Genomic DNA, 22,452 nt, shown 5'->3' on the forward strand with positions numbered 1-22,452 from the left:
GCACCTATCGTTGATAAATACAGAAGATATTATGTTTTCTTTTAATAACCCGGATTCTGTTTTAGATTAGGGTTAATTGATAACTGAACCTGTGGTATTGGAAACAATGTTTTGTGCTCCGATGAGCTTTTAGGGTCATGATCCCACCACGTGGCGGTATGAAATCTGCCAAACCGGATGAGATCGGTGCGTCGTTTACCCTCAAAGATAAACTCTCGTCCCCGTTCGGCAAGCAGCTCCTCCAGCGTGAGACTGGATTCGGTATATTTTTCATTAGCCCAATCTTGTTCAGCGAATGCCCGTTCACGCGATTTATTGATCAATTGTACTGCGTCTGTAGTAGCAGCTCCTCCGTTCTTACGCATTAACGCCTCTGCCTTGTTGAAATAAATCTCTGTTAAACGATAAATAATATAATCGTTCTCTTGGTAATTGGGGTCGCTCTGTATACCCGATTTATATTTATGGAACCGTGCACCAGAATTTTCCTCCCCTTCGGTCATCGATCCTTCTGATGTTAAATCTCCTTCACTTTCTCTTCGGATCGTATTCACGTATACCAATGGTTTGCCATTCCATTCTTCGGTGCCTAAAACGGGTGTCGTCGTTCCGTATTTATATTGCGGCCCGAATAAAAACCAGTCCTTTTTTCGCATATCATTCTCCGCATAGGCATCGAAAGCCGAGGGGATAACGACAAATGCATTCCATCCACCATACGTTACGTTCAATGCTTCCCTCATGTTGTCATACCCCATATAAAACCCACCCCAGTCAAAGGTAAATCCAGCCTGTCGGCTATATTCAAACTGAAAGAGTGACTCCGGGTTGGCGCTGTTTGTATTCGCAAAAAGTTCGTTGATATCAGCGGAAAGTTGCGGTATACCACCGACTCCTCCTGCTTCTCCAGAAATAATTTTGTCACAAGCAGCCACACAATCATCCCATCTTGCCGTTCCAGACCATTCTTCCGCATTGAGGTACAATTCGGCTAACATTGCGTAAGCTGCTGCGGTAGAAATCTGTCCAACCGTAGAGGCTTCCGTCAGCGGCAGCTTATCCATATTATCTAATAGCTCTTTTTCTACGAATGCAAAAACTTCTGCCCTAGGTTGTGTTTCAGGGTTTTGGGGGGAGAGCGGTACTTCCAGCGCAAGGGGAACATTTCCCCACATGTCCATTATTTTGAGGTAATGGAACGCGCGCAGGACCTTCAACTGTGCAAGGACTTGTTCATGTTCTTCGGTGGTCATATCGATCTGTGCGACATCCAATTGACTGATATCATTCAATGCACCATTTACATGTCCAAGGCCTGTCCACATGAGTTCCCATGCAGTAATCATACGATTTTCGTTGGGTGTCCAAGTGTGATAATGCATCCTGATGTGATCGCCATTATCATAACCATGTTTTCCTTTTTGAGGCCAAGCTATCTGATCCGCGCTCAATTCGGCATGATAATAATGCCCACTTCCACCTGTCGGCGCTAACCACGCCTGCATGTGGGTAAAAGGGCGTAGCGCGGCCTGCATGACTTCTAGCTTATTTTTATAAAAACGGTCTTTTTCCAACGTACTATACAGGCTTTCGTCCAAGTTGGTGCAGCCCGTGAAGTTTAGTGTAAGTGCAGCTGTCAAAGCAAATAAAGTTGCGTATCTTCTAATAGAAATTTTCATAACATTCTTCCTTAAAAACCAATATTTAATCCCAAAAGCCATGATTGTGTTCTCGGGTAAAATCCCCGTGAATCTATTCCGCCATCAAACCCTGTATCTTGTAGTTCGGGGTCTAATCCGGAATACGAAGTAATTGTTGCGATATTTCGTCCCGTTAAATACACATATAGATTCCGTACAAGAGGTGTTTTCGTTTTGATATTATACCCTAATGTAATATTGTCGATCTTAACGAACGATCCGTTCTCCAGGTAGTAATCGGAATATTGTGGATCGTCGTTTAATGCTTGGTGTTTTTCAAATGCCGATTCCAGCACATTATTGGGTAACCACCGTTTATTACCGAAGAACATATCAGCTGTATTTAAAATATCATATTTAAATTTACCTCTCAAGAATACGGTCAAATCAAAATTCTTATACGTGAATCTATTGCCGAGCGACGCTTGGAATTTGGGGATACCATTTCCGATGTATGTCAAATCGTTGTCGTTCATGTCTGCAGCGCTAGCGGTAGAACCATCTTCTTTATAAAACAGCCAGTTGCCATCATCGGTAAGCCCAGCATAACGCTTACCATAGAACGATCCTACCTCGCCTCCTTCTTCCAAACGTATGGCATCACCTAAATTTCCGGGGGAAGGGAGCCCTCCAAAAGTCAGCCAATCGCTCTGGAAGATATCGCTGGATAGTTTCGTTAATTTGTTTTGTTGGTAGTTTCCTGCAAAATCGACGGACCAGGTAAAATTCTCTTTTTCGATCGCGGCGTAAGATAACTGTAACTCCATTCCTTTGTTGGTAACCGCTCCCACGTTATACCATATGCGTGGTTGTAAGTACGAAGGTTGCTGCGCACGGTATTCGTTCAACAGGTTGCTCGTGCGACGATGGTAAACATCTAACGCGCCTGACAGCTTGTTGCCAAAAAGAGAAAAGTCTAATCCAATATTAGTTTCCGCTTTTTCTTCCCATTTTAAGTCTGGGTTCGGGTTGGAGACGATACCATATGTTTCGTAATAGGTGCCGTTCTGTGGATAGACCCCACCGGTGCCCAAACGGATTAAAGATTGGTAGTTTGGAATGCCCTGATTTCCCGTAACCCCATAGCCAATCCGTAATTTAAGGTCATTTACGATTTCTTTATTGGTGAAAAATTCCTCGTTGGTTATGTTCCACCCTGCAGAAATAGCCGGGAAATTACCCCATTTGTGGTTTGCGCCAAAACGAGATGATCCCTCTCGGCGTAAAATAGCCGTCACGAAATACCGATCGTCAAAATTATAATTTGCACGTCCAAAAAAAGCAACCAAGGTATTATCTTCCTTGAACGAACCTGCTAATGGCGGTGGCAAGGTTTTATCACGTAGTGCTAATCCGCTACCCAAATCCCAATCTAAAAAACCGTCTGTTGTCAAACCATTATTTCCTACATGAAAGCGTTCTAATGTGCTATATTGATAGCTATATCCCAATAGTCCGGTTACTTTATGCTTTTCATTGAAAGTTTGTTGGTAATCAATTGTCGATTCAAAAGTTTTTGTCCATTCCAGCTCATTTCTTTTAGCTGCAAAGGCCATTCCACGATAGTCCGTTTGTAGGCGCTGGTCCCAATCTAAGGTAGAACGGTATAACCTATCGTTGAATGTTCTCCTGACGTACGAGCCGAATGCCGACACACTTAATTGATCGAGGATTTGTAACTTCAGTTTGCTGTCGCCCGAAAATGACTGCTGGTCTCTCTCAAAAATACGGTGTGCTAACCGGCTCAAGGGATTGTAATTATTGTACTCTTGTGTTTCGTAAAAAGTACCGTCTTCATTGATCAACGGAGCTGTCGGGTTGCGTTGTACAGCCTGTTCGAAATCACTCCCGGTTGTTTTGCCGTAATCTGCTGAAGTAAAGTCGTTGTTTACACCACCTCCCAATAGGTTTGCTTTACTGAAGTTTGCGGCTATGTTGGTAGATATCGTTAATCGATTGCCAAGTCCGGTCTGCGTAAAATTAAATCGCCCGCCAAATTGTTCCTTTCCGCTTGCTTTTGCAATACCCTCCGCATTTTCAAAGTTAATGGCTGCGCGATAGGTAGAATTGTCACCTCCACCGCTTGCGACAAAATTATGAAAATGAGAAAAGTTGTCTTTGTTAACCAATTCGTCGAACAAATCAGTAGATGCCCCAAGGTCCAAATTTGGTCTGTCCTGACCGTTCACCACGAGTTCCCTAAACTTCGATGCATTCAACATAGCAGGTCGCTTATCTACAAATTCTCGCTGTCCATAGGTGTAGTATTCAAATTGTGGTGTGCCAGCCCTTCCCTTTTTTGTCGTCACCAAGATAACGCCACCGTTACCTCTTGTTCCATAGATAGCCGCTGCCGAACCGTCTTTTAAAACATCGATAGATTCAATGTCTCCTTGTTTGATGAGATCCAAGCTTCCGCCCGGGATCCCATCAATGACGACCAAAGGGGTATTTGTTCCTTTAATAGATGCCATTCCCCGAAGTTGTATGTTTGTTTGCCCATTCGGATTGCTCCCTTGTGGACTTGTAATATTAAGTCCGGCGACTTTTCCTTGTACTAACTCCATTGGATTCCGAACACCACCGCGATTGAAATCTTTCTCTTTAACGGAAGCTACGGCCGACGTTATTTCGCGCCTGCTCTGGGTACCGTATCCTACAACAACAACCTCTTCCAATGTTTCCTCGTCAGGAACTAAGCTGAATTCTACCTGTTCGGCGACAGGAAGTTCCAGCGATCCATACCCGATAATGGAGGCAACGAGTACCTCACCAGCACGGGCTTCGATAACAAAATGACCGTTTTGATCAGTTTGTGTACCCCGATCTGTACCTTTAACGACGATACTGACAGCTGCTATAGGTTGGTTTGTTTTAGCGTCTATAACCGTTCCCTGTACTTTAAGTTCCTGTAAGACGGAATGTTGCCTCAGTGAAATAAGCTGATTCGATTTAGCAGGTTGTGTCGGTCCGATATAAGCGACCAGAAGCGCTAATGGTATAACAATTTTCTTCATGGTTTTTAGCAATAAGTAAATGTAATGTGTATTCTGTTTATATGTTTGAAAGCTTTGATGCCAACTGCGATAGCTGATTTATACATTGATGAATGCTAATTTACATCTACTCGGTATGTGTACTTGTTAATGACTGGTTAACGACTTTTTAAATTTGACATGAACATCCCTTTGGAAACTTCCTTGTATTCCATCATCTGGTTCGGGATGCGCAATAGAAATTCCTGTCGAACAATAGTTCTTCGTTCGATAGATATGATGTTACATGGGAGAGAAAGTCTTCGGTTATACCGATTACTCTGGAATACGGTAGTGGCCCATATATCTTACAATGCTGTTTGCCCGTCGGTTGACATAGGCAGACGGACGTCTAGCGTCCCATTTTTGCGGGCTTGGCAGAATGGCAATAATCAATGCGGCTTCTTTTCTTGTCATGCTTTTAGCCGATTTGTGAAAATAATAATTCGCCGCTGCTTCTGCTCCATATACGCCTTGCCCCATTTCAATGACATTCAGGTATACTTCTAAAATACGTTTTTTGCTCCAAAAAGCTTCTATAAGGACGGTGAAATACGCTTCCATTCCCTTTCGGAACCAAGAACGCTGTGGCCACAGAAAGACATTTTTTGCTACCTGTTGGCTGATGGTACTGCCACCCCTCAAGGTCTTACCGGCTTGATTTCGTTCGATCGCCTTTCGGATCGCTTTCGTATCGAAACCGCTGTGCGATATAAAATAGGCATCCTCTCCTGCAATGGCGGCACGCTTGAGGTTGTCGGATATGTCCTCATACGGCAGCCACTTCTTGTCTATCTTCCATTCTTTACCGGCGGCTTTTCGTTCAAAAGCGCGCTTGACCTGGAGATAGGTGAGAGGCGGGTTTATGAAAGTAAGTAGTAATACCCAGGTAATGGTACCTCCAAAAAAAGCAATAACAAGACGTATCAACCATTTTTTGACAAGGGTATTCAACTTATTCGCTGTTGTTTTTTTCTTTGTATTCTTTCTTTTTGATGACCGCTTGATTGCCATTTTTTTCTTGGTTCGATACACAAAACTAGAAGATTTTTTTCAAAATAGCATTCACCTTGTCAAATCACATCATTTCCCTTATTTTTACGATTCATTAAAAAATCATAAAACCATTGGCAAAGGCGAAAAAACAAACACCTTTAATGCAGCAATATAACACGATCAAGGCGAAATATCCAGGTGCGTTATTGCTGTTTCGAGTAGGCGATTTTTACGAAACGTTTGGAGACGACGCGGTCAAGGCAGCAGGAATTTTGGGGATCGTTTTGACAAAACGAGGAAACGGCACCGAATCGGAAACGGCACTCGCGGGTTTTCCTCACCATTCTTTAGAGACGTATTTGCCGAAATTGGTGCGTGCAGGACAACGTGTTGCGATATGCGACCAGTTGGAAGATCCTAAGCAAACTAAAACGATCGTCAAGCGTGGTGTCACCGAGTTAGTGACGCCGGGAGTCTCCTATAATGACAATATCGTACAGCAGAAAGCTAATAATTATCTGGTATCTATTTTTAGCGAAAAAGGACAATATGGGGTGGCGTTCCTGGATATATCTACCGGGGAGTTTTTGGTGACACAAGGAAACGCCGGTTATGTAGATAAACTTTTGCAGGGCTTTAAGCCGACCGAAATTATTTTACCTAAAAAACAGTATAGGGACTTTTTAGAACAGTTTGGTAGCCAGTATTATACCTACACGTTAGATGAATGGCCCTACACGGGAGATTATGCTACCGAAACTTTACTGAAGCATTTTGAGGTCAAGTCTATGAAGGGCTTTGGAATCGATCGGATGCCCGTAGGCATTGTTTCTGCTGGTGTTGCTCTACATTATCTAAATGAGACAGAACATCGGAATCTACAACATATATCGAATATCTCCCGCATTGAGGAAGATCGTTATATGTGGTTAGACCGTTTCACCATACGCAATTTGGAGCTTATCGGTTCACCAAATGAAAATGCCGCGACCTTAGTTGATATCCTCGATGAAACTGCATCACCTATGGGTGCGCGGCTATTGAAGAGATGGATGGTGATGCCATTGAAAGATCTACAGTCTATAAATGAGCGACTGCATGTGGTATCTTTTTTTTATGCGAATGCGACCTTACGGGACGAGCTAATCCGGGAAATAAAGCAAGTGGGCGATTTAGAGCGTTTAATTTCTAAAATCGGCCTTCAAAAAGCGAACCCGCGGGAGATTACGCAGTTGAAGCGTGCCCTATATGTCGTGGAAAAACTGAAAGCCCTAACGCATCAAGACACATCGGAGGCATTACGAATCATATCGGACCAGCTGAATATTTGTCAGGATATTCGGAACAAAATGGAGCGGACTTTGCACCCAGAGCCTCCCGTATTACTTCATAAGGGGAATGTGATTGCCGATGGGGTAGATGAAGAATTGGATAAATTACGTAAAGTAGCTTTTGGTGGTAAAGACTATCTTTTGGAAATACAACGTCGGGAATCGGAAGCAACGGGCATACCCTCATTGAAAATAGCATTTAATAATGTCTTTGGATACTATTTGGAAGTGACCAATACGCACAAAGATAAAGTCCCCTCATCTTGGGTGCGTAAACAGACGTTGGTAAATGCAGAGCGGTACATTACAGAAGAACTCAAGGAATACGAAGAGCAGATATTGGGCGCAGAAGAGAAGATGCAGGCGATTGAGAATCGTATTTATGCGGAGCTTTTGCTTGATATTGCGACTTATATTAAACCTATTCAACTAAATGCCCAGCTAATAGCTAAGCTTGATGTACTGTTGAACTTTGCACGGATTGCGGAGAAGAACTTTTATGTGAAACCGCAACTCAGCGATGGGAAGATATTAGATATCAAAGGTGGACGGCACCCGGTTATTGAGAAGCATTTGCCTATAGGCGAGGATTATATCACCAATGACACGTTATTGGATCCAGAAACGCAACAAATCATTATAATCACTGGTCCCAATATGGCCGGTAAATCAGCGCTATTGCGTCAAACAGGCTTAATTGTATTGATGGCTCAGATAGGCAGTTTTGTGCCAGCAAAAGAGGCGTCTATCGGTCTGGTAGACAAAATATTTACGCGGGTTGGCGCATCGGATAATCTTTCCTCTGGTGAATCGACGTTCATGGTGGAAATGAACGAAACAGCCAGTATTATGAATAATTTGTCTGATAGATCGTTGGTGTTATTGGACGAAATTGGACGCGGAACGAGTACCTATGATGGTATATCCATTGCATGGGCAATTGCGGAGTTTCTCCATAACCATCCCTTTGCACGGGCGAAAACACTCTTCGCAACCCATTACCACGAACTAAACGAGCTGACAAACTCCATGTCGCGTATCAAAAATTTCAACGTCACGGTCAAGGAGATGAATAACAAGGTAATCTTCTTACGGAAACTGGTTCCAGGTGGATCAGAGCATAGCTTTGGTATCCATGTGGCTAAATTAGCCGGGATGCCACCGAAGTTAATTGGACGTGCCAATGAAATCTTGAAGCGCTTAGAGCAAGAACGTACAGGAGGGGAGCAGATTAAAGATAGTATGCGTAAAATACAAAAGCAGGCCTATCAATTACAAATGTTTTCCATCGATGATCCTGTTTTAGAAAAGATAAGAGATATGTTGAATAATCTTGATGTAAATACGTTGACACCGGTGGAAGCACTGATGAAATTGGATGAAATACAACGGTTGTTAAAGAATTGATTTTCCACTTTTGACCGCAAAAGTGGAGCGAACCGACCAACGGGAGCTCATGAACACCCAAATAAACACTTGTTCATAAACTCGTCGCTTCGGATGTTTTACATCGTGGGTAGTACTAAGGATGAATTTCTACAGTTGTAAAACATCGGGATGCGACATTTTAATGTTAAGGGAGGGGAAGTGCATTGGATGTAGAAACTATCCGAAGTGTTCAGCGAAGCGTCACTTCGGATTTTATTTTTGGTTAAGAGGGGTTCATGCATTTGTATTGTCCCACCCTTAACTTTTTAGAGGTCGCATCTGGCTATTTGAGGTTTGTAGAAATATTCCTTTGCACTACAAATCCTCTCAAATAGCCAAAGCGACGAGTTTTTTGTTACTTTTTTGCGGAAAAAAAGTAAAAGATAAATCTTTTTAAAATCTAAAAAACAATTGCAAACTGCCGTAATTCGGTTGGACTGACGTTAGGAGGTTGCTGTCCCAATTGTAGGGGACATAATGATAAGCTGCTTCCAATCCAATATAGGTTTTTCCGGAGAGATGGCGCATAGCGGATAGAGCCAGGCTACTGCGCATGGTGTTTATATAGAAATGACGAACAGATCGTGTTTCGTAATAGTCATAACCATCATCGTAGTAGCCTTCATTGACCTCTGAAAGCCCTGTCGTTGCCATTTCCCAGAATAGACCAACTTTAGGGGCTATAATAAACTTATCGTTGTCGAAAACCTTATATCCCACTGTACCGCCGATGCCAAGGCTTGCCATTGATCGAATGACTTCTATCTCATCGTATAACCTATATTCTACCTCTCTGTCGTTGCTGTTGATGCGTACCTTTAAACCCGCTTCAAACAAAAAGGGATTGGAAAGTCTAGAAGAAAATAGAACGCCGACAGCGGGGCTTGTTGTAAATACAGGGGCGGAACCTGTTAACGGAAACTCGGCACCTGCGTAAACACTCACGCCATGACGGTTCTTACCGTAATACTTATCAGAAGTGGGTTTTGGGGTATTGTTGCCGCTCGGTTGACGAGTCGCTCCATCATGCACCTGATAAAATTCATCAATGTGGTCAGCAAACAGCAGCGCAATTTTCTCTTCTTGTTCGGTCAAATTATAAGAGGGAGAGTTTAATAGCGCTAAAGCTTTGGTTTTGGTCAATGAGTCGATGGCATGCCGTAGCGGCACGAAGTCAAAGTCTGATCGGTTTTCGCGGTATATTTCGGCGTGTTTTTCCTCGACCGAATAATCCCAGCGCATCACCAATACCTCTTGATAGTCTTTGGATAAATAATTTGCTATGATATCTCCCGTTGTTTTTTTCTCGATTAAAGCACGTAGGATCCGCAACCGTTGTGTGAATTCATTTTCTCCACAAGTACTCTGAATCGTGTTTAAGACAGGTTCTAGCCTTTCAAAATCATTTTTACGAAAAATATCGACAAGTTGTTCCAGGGCTACTTTCGTTATTTGTTCACAGTCCTGCCATTTTATAGATATATTATGTTGTTCTTTGCCATAACCATCGATGGGAAGAGAGGCAAACTGTATAAACAGGAGAAATGTTAAAATTTTAGCCATGGCGTAATGAATCGCCAACCAAAGTACGGAATTTTTACTTTTTTCCCTCAAAAAAAATAAACAAAACCGAGCGCAGCGAGCTCATGGATACCAAAATAAACACAAATCCATAAAACTCGCCACTTTAAAATTGGATGCGTCCCACTACCCCGCACCTTTCCCGCATCGAGAATAGTTTACATGTCGCATTAAGAGATTAAGGATGGAATAGTACAATTGCACCAGCCGTTCTTTAACTTTTTAGGTCGCATCCGGAATTTTGAGGTTTGTAGGAACCCCCGTTTTTTGCACTTTCCATTTTCTCAAAAATCCAAAGCGACGATTTTTGCGTTCCTTTTTCTAAAAAAGGGGCAAAGAAAAATTACCTTTGTACTATGCGTTCGGTTTTTCGTTTTAAACAGTTTGAGGTAGATCAGGGTACTTGTGCAATGAAAATTAATACAGATGGTGTGTTGTTGGGTGGTTCTACTTATTTTCCGGAAGCGAGACGTATATTGGATGTCGGAACTGGTACCGGTGTTATAGCATTGATGCTCGCGCAAAGTCATCCCCATGCCTATATCGATGCAGTCGAAATTGACGATGCTGCGTACCAGCAAGCCGATATTAATTTTCAAAAATCAGATTTTGCGGAACGTCTGAAGGTGTTCTTAGGTTCATTTGCGGATCTTCAACCGGAATTAGCTTATGATTTGATCGTATCGAATCCACCATTTTATACGAATTCACTTCATAATCCCGATACGCGAAAACGTCTAGCAAAACATACAGACATGTTATTTTTTGAAAAACTGTTGTCTTTTGTATCGCGCTACTTAACAGATAACGGGCAATTTAAACTGATTATTCCGGCTGCATTGGCAGACGAAGAAATTGCACCTATTCTTTCTGACTATAAATTGTATGTGCAGGATGAAATAGCCATATCATCTTTTTCGAAGGAGCTGCCAATGAGGAAAATATGGGGGATTGGAAAGAAAGAAGTACCTCTGAAAACAACGGTTCTTCATATTTATACAGAAAGAGGTATTTATTCTGCAGATTATAAAACATTATTGAAACCTTATTTTTTAGCGTTCTGACATGACGAAGATTGGACTTATATCGGATACCCATGGTTTTTTGGATGAGGCTGTTTTCAATTATTTCGATCAGTGTGATGAGGTATGGCACGCAGGAGATTTTGGATCTGTCGCCATAGTCGATACACTAGCGGCTTTTAAGCCTTTTAAGGGCGTATGGGGAAATATTGATGGGAAGGATGTACGAGCAGTGTGTCCAGAGCATCAGCGGTTTTTTTGCGAGGGAGTCGATGTGTGGATGACGCATATCGGAGGTTATCCCGGACGATACGCGGTGCAGGTGAAACCGGAAATTGTTCTTCATCCCCCAAAGCTTTTTATCTGTGGCCATTCTCATATCCTAAAGGTACAGTTTGATCCAAAACTGGGTTTGTTGCACCTCAACCCCGGTGCTGCTGGTAAACAGGGTTGGCATACGGTGCGTACGTTAATGCGTTTTGATATTAACGGAGATAAAATAGAAAACTTGGAAGTGATTGAGTTGGGTGTGCGGTAGAAAACGAAAATTTATAGGCTGTCCCGAACCTCCACTAAGAATTTCTTAAGCCGTTCTAACGAGTCGATAACCCGCTGATTCTCTTTTACTTCATTTTTATTGGACCGAATATAATCCCTGGCGCCCTGCAGCGTATACCCCTTATCTTTTACAAGATTAAAGATGATTTTTAAATTGGAGATGTCGTTTTGCGTGAAAAGACGATTCCCTTTTTTGTTTTTCTTGGGTTGTATAATATCAAACTCCCGTTCGTAAAAGCGTATCTGTGACGCATTTACATCGAACATGGCAGTCACCTCACCCATGGTATAGTATAGCTTGTTTATTTCGCGTTCTTTGTACGGCATATGTTCCAAGAATTTGTAACCTAAACAAATATATACAATTTTATGTCGAAGGACAATAATCTGTCTTTTTACTTTCTAAGTAAAAAGATGTAAGTTTGGATATGCACATACTTACATGGGTAATAGGAACGGAGGAAATTATTATCCTTTCTATTCTCGTCTTGATTTTGGTTTTTTTTGGGGTTGTTTTTAGTCGTTTGTTGAAGCGGAAGTAATGATAATCTGCATCGCCAGTATCTTGATAAAATCCGTACCTTTGCTTCTAAAATACAAAGTTTGAAATTATGAGTACACAAAAAGGTCCTATTTCTCAATTTATTGAGAAAAACTACCTGCATTTCAATGCGGCTGCTCTGGTAGATGCGGCCAAGGGATATGAAACGCACCTATTGGAAGGTGGAAAGATGTTAGTCTCTCTAGGCGGTGCGATGAGTACGGCTGAATTGGGGATTTCATTGGCAGAAATGATTCGGCAAGATAAAGTCCACATTATTTCTTGTACAGGTGCAAACCTCGAAGAAGATGTCATGAATTTGGTGGCTCATTCCCATTACAAACGCGTGCCGAATTACCGAGATTTAACGCCGGAGCAAGAGCGTGAATTGCTTGACCAGCATTACAACCGTGTAACGGATACCTGCATTCCGGAAGAAGAAGCTTTTCGCCGTTTACAGAAACACTTGGAAGATGTATGGCATGCTGCCGAAGAAAAAGGAGAACGTTATCTACCGCATGAGTTTCTGTATCAGGTGGTGAATTCGGGTGTATTGGAGCAATACTACGAAATTGATCCGAAGAATTCTTGGATCGTGGCAGCTGCAGAGAAAAACCTCCCTATTGTATGCCCAGGTTGGGAAGATTCTACAACCGGAAATATCTTTGCTTCGAATGTGATTAAAGGTAACTTGAAAGCCAGCACGGTGAAGTCAGGTATTGAATATATGATCTATTTAACAGAATGGTATCGCGCTAATTCCGATGGTAAAGGAGTAGGATTCTTTCAGATTGCGGGCGGTATATCAGGGGATTTTCCTATCTGTGTTGTTCCGATGATGTATCAGGATTTAGAATGGGAAGACGTACCTTTTTGGTCTTATTTCTGTCAGATATCGGATTCCACAACCTCGTATGGTTCGTATTCAGGTGCTGTTCCTAATGAGAAAATTACCTGGGGTAAATTGGATGTTGATACACCAAAGTTTGTCGTAGAGTCGGATGCGACTATTGTGGCACCGTTGATTTTCTCTTATATTTTGGGATATTAATCTTTCTCTCCTCCTTGATGAGTCATTTAAAAACGAATAATCCTGTTGCGCTTCAAGCGTTGATGTCAGAAACCCTTTTTATTCCCAAGGAGAAAGCGGACTTTGTAGCGCCGCGCTCGGGGAACGTGCTGGATGGCGGGACAGGAGGAGAGACAGAAGAATTTATTTATCAAGGCGATAAATCTACGGGAATCTTGTTTATTTTGCGGTATCCAGATTTCCCGTATTTTTCGCCGCAGGCGGAGGATGCCTTTGTGAAAACCTTGGGTGCGTTGAATTTGTCGTTTGAAAATGTAGCGGTTGTCAATCTAGCAAACTCCCATAATCCAAATGATTTCAAGCGGATTATGCAGTTTTTTCAACCGACTAAGATTACATTGCTCGGCGTGGAACCGATCTCGCTCAAGCTTCCCGAGATCGCGCACAATTCGTATATGAAAGGTAAGGTAGCGACCGTCTTCCATACCTTTAGCTTTGAGGAAATGTTTGCCGATGTGCAAAAGAAAAGACTGTTCTGGAATGAATTCAAGACATTTGTGGTGTCATAATTTAGTATAATCTAGGAAATTACAAACATATGGAACTAATTTTTGCGACGAATAATGCCCATAAGCTCGAAGAGGTCCAAGCGATTATTGGCGATAGGTTTGTTGTTAAATCTTTAGCAGATATCGGTTGTACGGATGACATCCCGGAAACAGGTGTGACCTTTGAGGAGAACGCTAAACAGAAAACAGACTATCTTGTTGATAGATACGGCTTGGATTGTTTTGGTGATGACTCCGGGCTAGAGATTGATGCCCTTAATAAGGAACCAGGTGTTTACTCCGCGCGCTATTCCGGTTCGCGTGATATGGAAAAAAATATTGATTTGGTGCTAGCCAAATTGGGCGATAATCCGAATCGAACAGCACGTTTTCGAACGGTGATTTCGCTGTTTCTAAATGGACAGCAATATTTCTTTGAAGGAGCGATAGAAGGAACGATCATCCGCGAGCGTAGAGGATCGGGAGGTTTCGGTTATGACCCTATTTTTATTCCTGCGGGCTACGACCAGACATTTGCAGAAATGACTTCTGAAGAAAAAAATAAAATCAGCCATCGGGCTATTGCGGTTGGGAAATTAGCGACGTTTTTGAAAGAGAATAGTCCTGGTTAAAGCGTTATCTAAAGTAGATTCGCTATTTACCTTTAAAATATCCCAGCACGGCAGCCTTTGGCAATGCTTTTATTCCTTCCTGTACACTTCCCTCATTTTTCCGTACCTCAACAGCTTGACGACGTACGAGTCTGCAACGACGACGCTCCTCATGAGCGTGCCGAGGCCCCGATATGCGGCTTATACGACCATCAAGGAAGCACGGAGGCCCTTCTTACATTCCTTGTTGTCCCTCGACAGCAGTGTGAGTGCCCTCAGAACACCGTATCCGTACGTCTACACGTTATATTCAACCCTCTTTGTAAACTAGCCATCTCTCCATATAGCTATCTCACACCGCAATAACATTTTGAGCAACGGCAATGCCGCATTTACGTCCTTCGACACCACTTTGACGCCCCTCAAGGCGTTCAAGAGGGACGGCATATAGCCATAGAGATTCCTCTACTTGGTTTTGAGGTGCATCAACAAAGCAAAGAGGCTCGTCGTAAAGATAAAGACGTGCCTCAACAAGTCACAGAGGTCCGGGATCGAAGCAAAGAGGGGGCTCGTTAAAGTGAAGACATTCCTCGTTAGGACAAAGAGGTACCTCGCTATGTCGTTCCCGTTCTGCAAAAAATGGAGACAATCCGTTACCAAGTTCTATATATTTTGTTGAACGGATGCAGGTGCCCCGATTGTCATGACGTTATTCGGGGTCAGGTACATTTTCTTTCTCCACAGCTTCTTCTTTTTTAGCTGCTGCTTTCTCCACCTCTTCTTCGGTAGTGATCGGAGCTTCGCCCTCTTGTGGCGCTGGTTCTACCTCTGTTTCATTTTCGTTCGGCTGTTTCGGATCGGTCGGTCTCTCATCCGTCTCATTATTCAAAACAGGTGGATTTTCTGCTGTCTCCTGTTGTGTTGCCGGCTCTTCAGAAGTTTCTGTCAATTCATCGAGTTCCGTTATGTCATCAGGCGTTCCGAGCGGGCTTTCATCCTGTGGGCCTCCCGCAGGAGCTTCTGGTTTTTCGACTTCCCGCTTCCTGTTCATCATATCCTCTTTCGATTTTGGTCGATCTTGTGGGCGCCAGACAAACCCAGGTAAGACTTCATTTTCCTGTGTCACTTGCTTAAAAGGATAAAGCTTCTGGTCTACTTTTCGTATCGTGATGTAGTCAATGATTTTTTTACCCTCCATCTTAATTTTGATACGCGCCCCCCTGTCGTGAAACATCTCCGTTATCCGATGGGTTTTATCGTTCGTGGCAAAGCTTAAATTCTCCGCATTTCCATCCACATACATCCGATCAATGGAATTATTGGCAAAGAAAGCGGTAATTTTTCGACCCTTAAGCTGATTGAACTTAACGGTGTCCAACACGGCGTTTACCATAAAGGCGTTGTTAATCAAAAGTGCATTATCCATGCGTTGATTTTGAATCTGCATATAGATCGTGTCGGAAGAAATTTGAGACCCTTCGGCCCAAATCATGGGACGACCCATAAAACGGAACATGGAATCTGCCATGCCATAGTATACAGAATCAGCTACCGCCTGCAAATCGGATTTGAACATCCGAACATTGTAGTAGGCTTTGACAATACGTGTCCGAGCGGTATCCAGATACGCTTGATTGGTCGTGTCCTTGAATGTCGTATCAGGCGTTTGTGCAACCGATATAGCTTGATTAATGAGACTGTCGGCGGTTGCCTCTTCGGGCATGGTGGCTTGCAGGCGTAAAATCGAATCCTGTGCCATGCTTCGCGCGATATCTGCCCGCGCTGTCTCCTTGATAGCCGCTTTTTTGGTGGAATCAACCGGTGTTACTTTCTTGGTGTCCGCCGGCTTCGCTATGGCTAACTTCTCCTCAACTTTTTGTGCCACGACGGTCTCCACGCTGTCCGTTTTCATCCGGTTAATCGATGCGCTATCGATGGGTATGCTATCTGTGGAGACGCTATCGATTGCTGTTTTAACAGAGTCGGACAGTTGTGTTAGATTATCCGTTTCTATGCCGCTATCCTCCGATCCATAGTCGTCCTCGTCTCCATAATCAATATCCTCATCCGTCTCTATTTCTCCGCCACTCCGATCTAGCTTAAAGTCTAGCGCCTGGTAATCGCGCAGCATAATCATACGGGAATAGAGGGTGTCTGCCGTCATATAAACGGAATCCACCTTAGCGGTGTCCCGGGGAAGTGTCATTTGTGTAGAATCTGCTGCGGTGATAATTTCTTTATCGGCAGCGACATCCTCTTCTTCTATTTGAATGATTTCTTCCTGCGTTACCGTGTCTTTCTTTGCCTCCGTTAGGTCGATTTTAACAGAATCTACCGGAACCATTACCGAACTATCGGCAGGGGCAGAACTGGTCGAGTCGTTCTCCACCACCATGGTGATCAAGGGCTTGTCTGTCATGGTAATCGATTCATCCGCTTGGTCATATAAACCATAACCACCGTACGCATAGAATTTATCCAGCGTATCGACAAATACGACATTCCGATAGGCTTTTCCTACACCCGTAGCGCGATCGTAGTAAAGACTGTCGCCCTTTAAAAAACGTGTTCCCTCGGTATATAAATTGTTTTTGTTGAAATTGGCGATACCTTTTTCCGTATTGTAGTTGCCTTTTTCGGTGTACAGATTCTCTCCGCTATTCCCTTTGATGTTTGTCGGTCCAAAGAAATAAGTCATCCGCAGATCAGAATTGTACCGCATTGTATCTGTATAGATCTTTACATCCGGTGTGCGCACCACGACTTTATTGCGGAAATAGGCATCTTGTGTGTTTTCGAAGTAGTAGGCATTTCGGGAAGTAATCGTATCTCCTTTGGAAATAATTCTTCCACCTCCGGTGTAGTTGCCTATTTTGTCACGCATCTTGTAAATAAGGTGATTGGTCGTTAAAACCGAGTTGGCATCGACCATGCGTACGTTATTGGTTAATGTAGCAATTTGGGGAGAAGCATCATAATGTAAGCGGTCAGAATAGATGATTGTCCCTGACGGCTGCGTGATGACGACATTGCCGAATGCCTCAAAGAATTGTCGGCCAACCTCATCCTCGTAAATAATGCCGCTGTCGGCAGACAATGTATTCCCTTTATGCGCATACACAGGTTGAATACTGCTAAAACCCTGTTGGTCGATAACCGTACTATATCTCGAGGAGATAAGACGTAACTCCTCCTGAGCAAACACCGATGTAAGCCACATGAGGTTTAAAATAAGTGCAAAACAGTATTTCACGAAGACAAAAATAGTTAATTAAATAGCAAAAATTTGTTAAAGCAATTTTTTTCATGTTCTTTTATCCATGAGTGTTTAATTGTATGGATGAGCACTTCGTGGTTTCCCCGCGAAAAAGAACCAAAACCGAACGAAGTGAGCTCATGGATACCATAATATACACTTATCCATAAAGCTCGCCGCTTCAAATGTTTTACATTTGAGATACTACTAAGGATGATTTTGTACAGTTGTAAAACATTTGGATACGGCATTTCGATGTTAAGGGAGAGACAATGCAATTGTACTATCCCTCATTAACTTTTTATGTCGCATCCGAATATTTGAAGTATGTAGAACCTTCATTTTGCACAGACCTTTGTTTCAAATATTCGCAGCGACGATTTTTTGTACAACTTTTTTCTAAAAAAAGTTGTTTAAGAAAAACAACCCTTAACTTTGACATATGAATCTAGTTCACCGTTTTCAACAGTATATACGAGAAACACTACATATTAGCGCAGATGACAAGGTATTGCTAGCGGTCAGCGGGGGGCGTGATTCGATGTTGATGGCACATCTGTTTATAACGAGTGGCTATACCTGTATAATAGCACATTGTAACTTCCAGTTACGGGAGGGGGAGGCTGACCTAGATGAACAGTTGGTAAGCACATTTGCGCAACAACATAAAGTACCTTTTTTCGCGAGGCATTTTCAAACTACTGACTACGCACAGCAGCATGGCTTGTCCATACAAATGGCTGCCCGCGAGCTACGCTATGCTTGGTTTGAAAAACTACGAGTACAACAGGATGCACGATGGATTGCGATTGCCCAGCACCAGGATGATCATATCGAAACGGTTCTGCTTAATTTGGCAAGAGGAACCGGCTTGCTCGGCCTACAAGGTATCCTCCCTAAAAGAGGAGAGATAATTAGACCGCTTTTACGTTTTTCATCGGAAGAGATCACCACCGGTGTACAGCAATTACAGATCCCATTTCGGGACGACCAATCTAATTTTTCTACGAAATACGCGCGCAACAAAGTGCGGTTGGAAATTATGCCCAAATTCCGAGAAATTACGCCAGAATTTGATGGTATCATGCGAGAGAATATTGTTCACTTTCAAGAGGCATATGATCTGCTCCAGTCTTTTGTTTTGCCGATCCGCGAAGAATTGTTTGTGTTACAGGATAATAGGGTCCGAATTAGCAAGCAAAAATTGGAGCCGTATATTCAACGGCTTCCCTTATTATTTGAATTGTTTAAGCCATACGGTTTTTCTAAGAATGTTTTGACCGACCTACAAGAGCATTGGCGCGGTGAATCGGGGAAAATCTTCCATTCACCACATTATGAATTACTGTTGGATCGGAACGATATCTGGTTGAAATCGAAAAATCTCGTTTCGAATACAGGTAATCTTCTAGAAATAGCTGCGGATAGTGCCAATTTTGCTTTTGGAGATAAACAATTTGAGATGTGTGTCGTAGAAGATACGTCGATTCGCCAATCTGAAAATGTATTACAGGTTGATTTCGAAAAGTTAGTGTTTCCGTTGACAATGCGCTTCTGGCAAGAGGGCGATTATTTTTATCCGCTAGGGATGGGGGGGAAGCGACAAAAACTGAGTGACTATTTCGTGCAACAGAAAATAGGGCGATACGACAAAAATACAATACCGATTTTAATCAACCGAAATGGGGATGTTGTATGGATTGTGAACTATCGTGCAGATAATCGATATCGGATAACAGAAAGTACAAAAAAAGTCTTTACTTTAGTTTGTAAATAAAAGCTATGAGCGGAAATTATCTTTTTCAGGAAAAGCAATATTTGGGACGGGATGCAACATGGATTAGCGTGCGGTTGATTTTGGCCTTATTTTGTTTTGTAGCCTATTATTTGAATATAGAAAATTTACCTTCCCGACAGTTGTTTTTCATTGTTGGTACAGGGGTGATTATTGTTTCTGTGGTCATGATTTATATGGTGCACTATAAAACAACTGTATCGGGTAAGTTTTTAATACTAAGCGGTCTTTGGTCGTCTAAGCTTGTTAAAATAGACTTGTATAATATTGCGAAGGTCGAGCTCAAGCCGTATAGCTCCTTCATCTTCAATAATCCGGTTTATAATTTGCATAAAGGGGGGAAAATACGTTTTTATTCTGGCGGAAAGGATGCGGTGTGGCTGACGGATAAAGAAGGTTTGGTATATATTATCGGTTCGCATAAAGCCGAGGAATTTGCCCGTGCAGTTATGGAAGCAAAACGGAAGCTGAATTCTTAAATTTTGTTAAGGGTTTTGATGCTGACATTCCGTTGACGGTGAAAAAAGAATTAAATTACTAAATTTGAGGAAAACGTAGAAAAAAGCATGGAATTACTTAAAATACTCGCTATCTTTTTGCTGGTCTTTTATGGATTGAAATATTTGTTTCGCCTGCTGATGCCTTTTGCCCTGCGCAAAATGACGGAACGCCTCATGAATAAAGCCCAGCAGCAACAAGCCGCAGGAGGGGGACGCAAGACACATTATTATAATACCACTGGAGGAAACCCTTTTGATCAATTTAAGCAACAAACGCCGCCCAAAAGAGAAGGGGAGGTGCGTGTGGACTATGTGCCGCAAGAGGAAGCGAAACCCAAAAAAGGGGCACAGACGGCGGGTGAGTTTATCGACTTCGAAGAAATTAAATAACCGTTTGCCTCCCACTCTTTTACTTTTGAGTTTTTACTGTATAAAAAAATGTGGTTGAAGCAACTTGCTGTTTTTAATTTTAAAAACTACACGGAATCCTCTTTGGAATTTTTGCCCCAGATAAATGCTTTTGCAGGACTAAATGGTGCAGGGAAAACCAATTTACTAGATGCTATCCATTATCTCGCTTTATGTAAATCTTATTTTAATCCAATAGATTCACAACATATCAAAAAAGGCTGTGACTGGTTTATTGTACAAGGCGAGTTTGAGCGCGAACAGGTGCCGGATGTTATTTCTTGCAGCTTAAAAAGAAATCAGAAGAAACAGTTCAAGCGTAATAAAAAGGATTATCAACGTTTAGCCGATCATATCGGTTTATTTCCGTTGGTGATGATTTCACCTAATGATGCGGCTATCGTGACAGAGGGAAGCGAAGAACGACGTAAATTCATGGATAATGTGATCTCTCAAACCGATAATCATTATTTGGACATTCTTATTCAATACAATAAAATCCTTTTACAGCGTAATACATTGCTTAAGCAGGTAAAAGAGAGAGGAATATTGGACTTGGGCTTATTGGATATTTTGAATCTTCAACTGACCGAAGTAGGGGAGCGGATATTCGAAAGAAGAAAGCAATTTATGGATGAATTTCTTCTTGAATTTGAACGGTACTATGCTTTTTTAACAGATGGTTCGGAAGAAGTTTCGTTGGTTTATGAATCGCCATTGATGGGGGCGGATTTCGGGAAGTTGTTGCGGGATAGTTTGGAAAAAGACCGGGTGTTAGAGCGAACGTCGCAGGGGATACATAAAGATGACCTTGTATTCACTATTCACGATGGCATGGCGTTAAAAAAATTTGGCTCACAGGGTCAACAGAAATCTTTTCTGATCGCGCTGAAGTTAGCGCAATATAGTTTCCTTAAAAACAAAAAAAACGCTAAGCCGCTACTTTTATTAGATGATATTTTTGATAAATTGGATGAGAATAGAACAAAAAAGCTTATGCAGCTCGTTTCAGAGGACGAATTCGGGCAAATATTCATTACGGATACAGAGGCCAAAAGAATAAAAGATATTTTTGAGGAAATAGCGCAACCAATTCGTATTTTTGAGGTGAAAGGTGGCACTATAGATGTATAAAAAGAAACAGGACGAAATCCCGACAAAAGATGATATAGGTATTAAGGAGGCCGTAGAAAAGTGGATTGAGACCTATCGTCTACGTTCTAAATACGATGAATCATCGATCGTGAATGCTTGGCCAAATATAATTGGGAAAGCTATTGCCAATCGTACCCAACAGATCTATATTCGCGATAAAAAATTGTTTGTTAAAGTCGAATCGGCGGTCATTAAAAATGAATTGGCGATGATGCGTCGACAAATAATAGGTCGGGTGAATGAATATGTCGGACACGTGGTGGTAGAAGAATTTATTATTTTATAAGTACTCGTCGAGGTCTCCTTTTCCGTCCCGTATAATTTCAAAATCGCCTGAAGTAACATCCACAACGGTAGAGGCAACATTGTCGCCGTACCCGCCATCAATCACCAAATCTACTAACTCCTCGTATTTTTCATGAATGAGTTCGGGGTCTGTAGAATATTCGATAATCTCATCTTCATCACGAATAGAGGAGGTTACAATTGGATTACCTAGTTCTTTAACTATTTCGCGTACGATGTTGTTATTGGGAACACGAATACCTACCGTTTTCTTTTTGGTACTTAATAGCTTAGGGACTTGGCTGCTGGCATTAAAAATAAACGTGAACGGACCGGGCAATGCCTTTTTTAACACACGGAATACAACGGTATCAAAAGGTTTGGTGTACTGGGAAATATCGGTCAAATCATAGCAAATAAAAGATAGATTTGACTTTTCCGGTTTTAGACCTCTTATTTTGCATACACGCTCAATAGCGCGTTGATTCGTAATATCGCAACCTATACCATACACCGTATCCGTAGGATAAATAATAACACCTCCCTTTTTCAGTATATCTACCGCCTGCTCGATAAATTTCGGATTCGGATTTTCCTCGTGTATTCTTAAAAGCATTGTTAAATAAATAAAGAAGCTGAAGCTAACAATAATAAAACCGCTGAAACTTAAAA

At 42.2% G+C, this 22,452-nt stretch carries 18 protein-coding genes; 11 read left to right on the forward strand and 7 right to left on the reverse strand.

Annotated features, from left to right (window positions below):
- Positions 1-41: 41 nt before the first annotated feature.
- The 3 genes from H8B17_RS04660 to mtgA form a co-directional block, all read right to left on the reverse strand.
- Positions 42-1,679, reverse strand: coding sequence for a RagB/SusD family nutrient uptake outer membrane protein (locus H8B17_RS04660; RefSeq protein ID WP_190307967.1), 1,638 nt, complete (start codon positions 1,677-1,679; stop codon positions 42-44).
- Positions 1,680-1,690: 11 nt separating this feature from the next.
- Positions 1,691-4,717, reverse strand: a complete 3,027-nt coding sequence (locus H8B17_RS04665; RefSeq protein WP_190307968.1) for a SusC/RagA family TonB-linked outer membrane protein — start codon at positions 4,715-4,717, stop codon at positions 1,691-1,693.
- A 294-nt stretch (positions 4,718-5,011) separates the two neighbouring features.
- Positions 5,012-5,749: a monofunctional biosynthetic peptidoglycan transglycosylase gene (gene mtgA, locus H8B17_RS04670; RefSeq protein WP_190307969.1), complete on the reverse strand. Its 738-nt coding sequence runs from the start codon at positions 5,747-5,749 to the stop codon at positions 5,012-5,014.
- Positions 5,750-5,892: 143 nt separating this feature from the next.
- Between mtgA and mutS the strand changes: the two genes are divergently transcribed.
- Positions 5,893-8,469: a DNA mismatch repair protein MutS gene (gene mutS / locus H8B17_RS04675; RefSeq protein WP_190307970.1), complete on the forward strand. Its 2,577-nt coding sequence runs from the start codon at positions 5,893-5,895 to the stop codon at positions 8,467-8,469.
- A 414-nt stretch (positions 8,470-8,883) separates the two neighbouring features.
- Here mutS and H8B17_RS04680 read toward each other — a convergent pair whose 3' ends face one another.
- The gene (locus tag H8B17_RS04680) at positions 8,884-10,053 is read right to left on the reverse strand and encodes a hypothetical protein (protein ID WP_190307971.1); all 1,170 of its coding nucleotides are present in this window, start codon (positions 10,051-10,053) and stop codon (positions 8,884-8,886) included.
- 374 nt (positions 10,054-10,427) lie between these two features.
- On the opposite strand from H8B17_RS04680, the gene H8B17_RS04685 reads away from it, so the two are divergent.
- On the forward strand, positions 10,428-11,135 hold the full coding sequence (locus H8B17_RS04685; RefSeq protein ID WP_190307972.1) for a tRNA1(Val) (adenine(37)-N6)-methyltransferase: 708 nt from the start codon (positions 10,428-10,430) through the stop codon (positions 11,133-11,135).
- 1 nt (position 11,136) lies between these two features.
- Positions 11,137-11,631: a metallophosphoesterase family protein gene (locus H8B17_RS04690; RefSeq protein WP_190307973.1), complete on the forward strand. Its 495-nt coding sequence runs from the start codon at positions 11,137-11,139 to the stop codon at positions 11,629-11,631.
- 11 nt (positions 11,632-11,642) lie between these two features.
- Here H8B17_RS04690 and H8B17_RS04695 read toward each other — a convergent pair whose 3' ends face one another.
- Positions 11,643-11,978 carry a MerR family transcriptional regulator gene (locus H8B17_RS04695; protein WP_190307974.1) on the reverse strand — a complete coding sequence of 112 codons (336 nt, stop codon included), beginning with the start codon at positions 11,976-11,978 and terminating at the stop codon, positions 11,643-11,645.
- Positions 11,979-12,262: 284 nt separating this feature from the next.
- Between H8B17_RS04695 and H8B17_RS04700 the strand changes: the two genes are divergently transcribed.
- From H8B17_RS04700 to H8B17_RS04710, 3 genes are read left to right on the forward strand one after another with little or no spacing between them, the layout of a single operon-like run.
- Entirely contained in the window at positions 12,263-13,243 is a 981-nt protein-coding gene (locus H8B17_RS04700; RefSeq protein ID WP_190307975.1) for a deoxyhypusine synthase family protein, read from the forward strand.
- Between the two features lie 17 nt (positions 13,244-13,260).
- Entirely contained in the window at positions 13,261-13,791 is a 531-nt protein-coding gene (locus H8B17_RS04705) for a hypothetical protein (protein ID WP_190307976.1), read from the forward strand.
- A 29-nt stretch (positions 13,792-13,820) separates the two neighbouring features.
- Positions 13,821-14,402 carry a non-canonical purine NTP diphosphatase gene (locus H8B17_RS04710; protein WP_190307977.1) on the forward strand — a complete coding sequence of 194 codons (582 nt, stop codon included), beginning with the start codon at positions 13,821-13,823 and terminating at the stop codon, positions 14,400-14,402.
- Positions 14,403-15,090: 688 nt separating this feature from the next.
- Here H8B17_RS04710 and H8B17_RS04715 read toward each other — a convergent pair.
- Positions 15,091-17,634, reverse strand: a complete 2,544-nt coding sequence (locus H8B17_RS04715; RefSeq protein ID WP_317170990.1) for an OstA-like protein — start codon at positions 17,632-17,634, stop codon at positions 15,091-15,093.
- 445 nt (positions 17,635-18,079) lie between these two features.
- On the opposite strand from H8B17_RS04715, the gene tilS reads away from it, so the two are divergent.
- The 5 genes from tilS to H8B17_RS04740 all read left to right on the forward strand — a co-directional run bounded on the left by tilS (position 18,080) and on the right by H8B17_RS04740 (position 21,781).
- Complete coding sequence (gene tilS / locus H8B17_RS04720; RefSeq protein WP_190307979.1) at positions 18,080-19,414, forward strand: tRNA lysidine(34) synthetase TilS; 1,335 nt, start codon at positions 18,080-18,082, stop codon at positions 19,412-19,414.
- 5 nt (positions 19,415-19,419) lie between these two features.
- Positions 19,420-19,911, forward strand: coding sequence for a hypothetical protein (locus tag H8B17_RS04725; RefSeq protein WP_190307980.1), 492 nt, complete (start codon positions 19,420-19,422; stop codon positions 19,909-19,911).
- Between the two features lie 87 nt (positions 19,912-19,998).
- Positions 19,999-20,322 carry a DUF4834 family protein gene (locus H8B17_RS04730; RefSeq protein ID WP_190307981.1) on the forward strand — a complete coding sequence of 108 codons (324 nt, stop codon included), beginning with the start codon at positions 19,999-20,001 and terminating at the stop codon, positions 20,320-20,322.
- 48 nt (positions 20,323-20,370) lie between these two features.
- A complete protein-coding gene (gene recF / locus H8B17_RS04735; RefSeq protein ID WP_190307982.1) occupies positions 20,371-21,474 on the forward strand; it encodes a DNA replication/repair protein RecF in 1,104 nt (367 codons plus the stop codon).
- Positions 21,467-21,781, forward strand: coding sequence for a DUF721 domain-containing protein (locus H8B17_RS04740; protein ID WP_190307983.1), 315 nt, complete (start codon positions 21,467-21,469; stop codon positions 21,779-21,781). Before recF ends, H8B17_RS04740 begins: the two co-directional genes overlap by 8 nt.
- Here H8B17_RS04740 and H8B17_RS04745 read toward each other — a convergent pair.
- On the reverse strand, positions 21,776-22,396 hold the full coding sequence (locus H8B17_RS04745) for an L-threonylcarbamoyladenylate synthase (protein WP_190307984.1): 621 nt from the start codon (positions 22,394-22,396) through the stop codon (positions 21,776-21,778). The genes H8B17_RS04740 and H8B17_RS04745 overlap by 6 nt on opposite strands.
- Between the last annotated feature and the right edge of the window lie 56 nt (positions 22,397-22,452).

The organism is Sphingobacterium arenae, assembly GCF_014692505.1.
In the GTDB taxonomy this organism is placed as follows: Bacteria; Bacteroidota; Bacteroidia; order Sphingobacteriales; family Sphingobacteriaceae; genus Sphingobacterium; species Sphingobacterium arenae.

Excerpts from the sequence above, each read along its gene's own strand:
- H8B17_RS04660 (WP_190307967.1), bottom strand. The coding sequence starts at position 1,679 with ATGAAAATTTCTATTAGAAGATACGCAACTTTATTTGCTTTGACAGCT.
- H8B17_RS04665 (WP_190307968.1), bottom strand. The coding sequence starts at position 4,717 with ATGAAGAAAATTGTTATACCATTAGCGCTTCTGGTCGCTTATATCGGA.
- mtgA (WP_190307969.1), bottom strand. The coding sequence starts at position 5,749 with ATGGCAATCAAGCGGTCATCAAAAAGAAAGAATACAAAGAAAAAAACA.
- mutS (WP_190307970.1), top strand. The coding sequence starts at position 5,893 with ATGCAGCAATATAACACGATCAAGGCGAAATATCCAGGTGCGTTATTG.
- H8B17_RS04680 (WP_190307971.1), bottom strand. The coding sequence starts at position 10,053 with ATGGCTAAAATTTTAACATTTCTCCTGTTTATACAGTTTGCCTCTCTT.
- H8B17_RS04685 (WP_190307972.1), top strand. The coding sequence starts at position 10,428 with ATGCGTTCGGTTTTTCGTTTTAAACAGTTTGAGGTAGATCAGGGTACT.
- H8B17_RS04690 (WP_190307973.1), top strand. The coding sequence starts at position 11,137 with ATGACGAAGATTGGACTTATATCGGATACCCATGGTTTTTTGGATGAG.
- H8B17_RS04695 (WP_190307974.1), bottom strand. The coding sequence starts at position 11,978 with ATGCCGTACAAAGAACGCGAAATAAACAAGCTATACTATACCATGGGT.
- H8B17_RS04700 (WP_190307975.1), top strand. The coding sequence starts at position 12,263 with ATGAGTACACAAAAAGGTCCTATTTCTCAATTTATTGAGAAAAACTAC.
- H8B17_RS04705 (WP_190307976.1), top strand. The coding sequence starts at position 13,261 with ATGAGTCATTTAAAAACGAATAATCCTGTTGCGCTTCAAGCGTTGATG.
- H8B17_RS04710 (WP_190307977.1), top strand. The coding sequence starts at position 13,821 with ATGGAACTAATTTTTGCGACGAATAATGCCCATAAGCTCGAAGAGGTC.
- tilS (WP_190307979.1), top strand. The coding sequence starts at position 18,080 with ATGAATCTAGTTCACCGTTTTCAACAGTATATACGAGAAACACTACAT.
- H8B17_RS04725 (WP_190307980.1), top strand. The coding sequence starts at position 19,420 with ATGAGCGGAAATTATCTTTTTCAGGAAAAGCAATATTTGGGACGGGAT.
- H8B17_RS04730 (WP_190307981.1), top strand. The coding sequence starts at position 19,999 with ATGGAATTACTTAAAATACTCGCTATCTTTTTGCTGGTCTTTTATGGA.
- recF (WP_190307982.1), top strand. The coding sequence starts at position 20,371 with ATGTGGTTGAAGCAACTTGCTGTTTTTAATTTTAAAAACTACACGGAA.
- H8B17_RS04740 (WP_190307983.1), top strand. The coding sequence starts at position 21,467 with ATGTATAAAAAGAAACAGGACGAAATCCCGACAAAAGATGATATAGGT.
- H8B17_RS04745 (WP_190307984.1), bottom strand. The coding sequence starts at position 22,396 with ATGCTTTTAAGAATACACGAGGAAAATCCGAATCCGAAATTTATCGAG.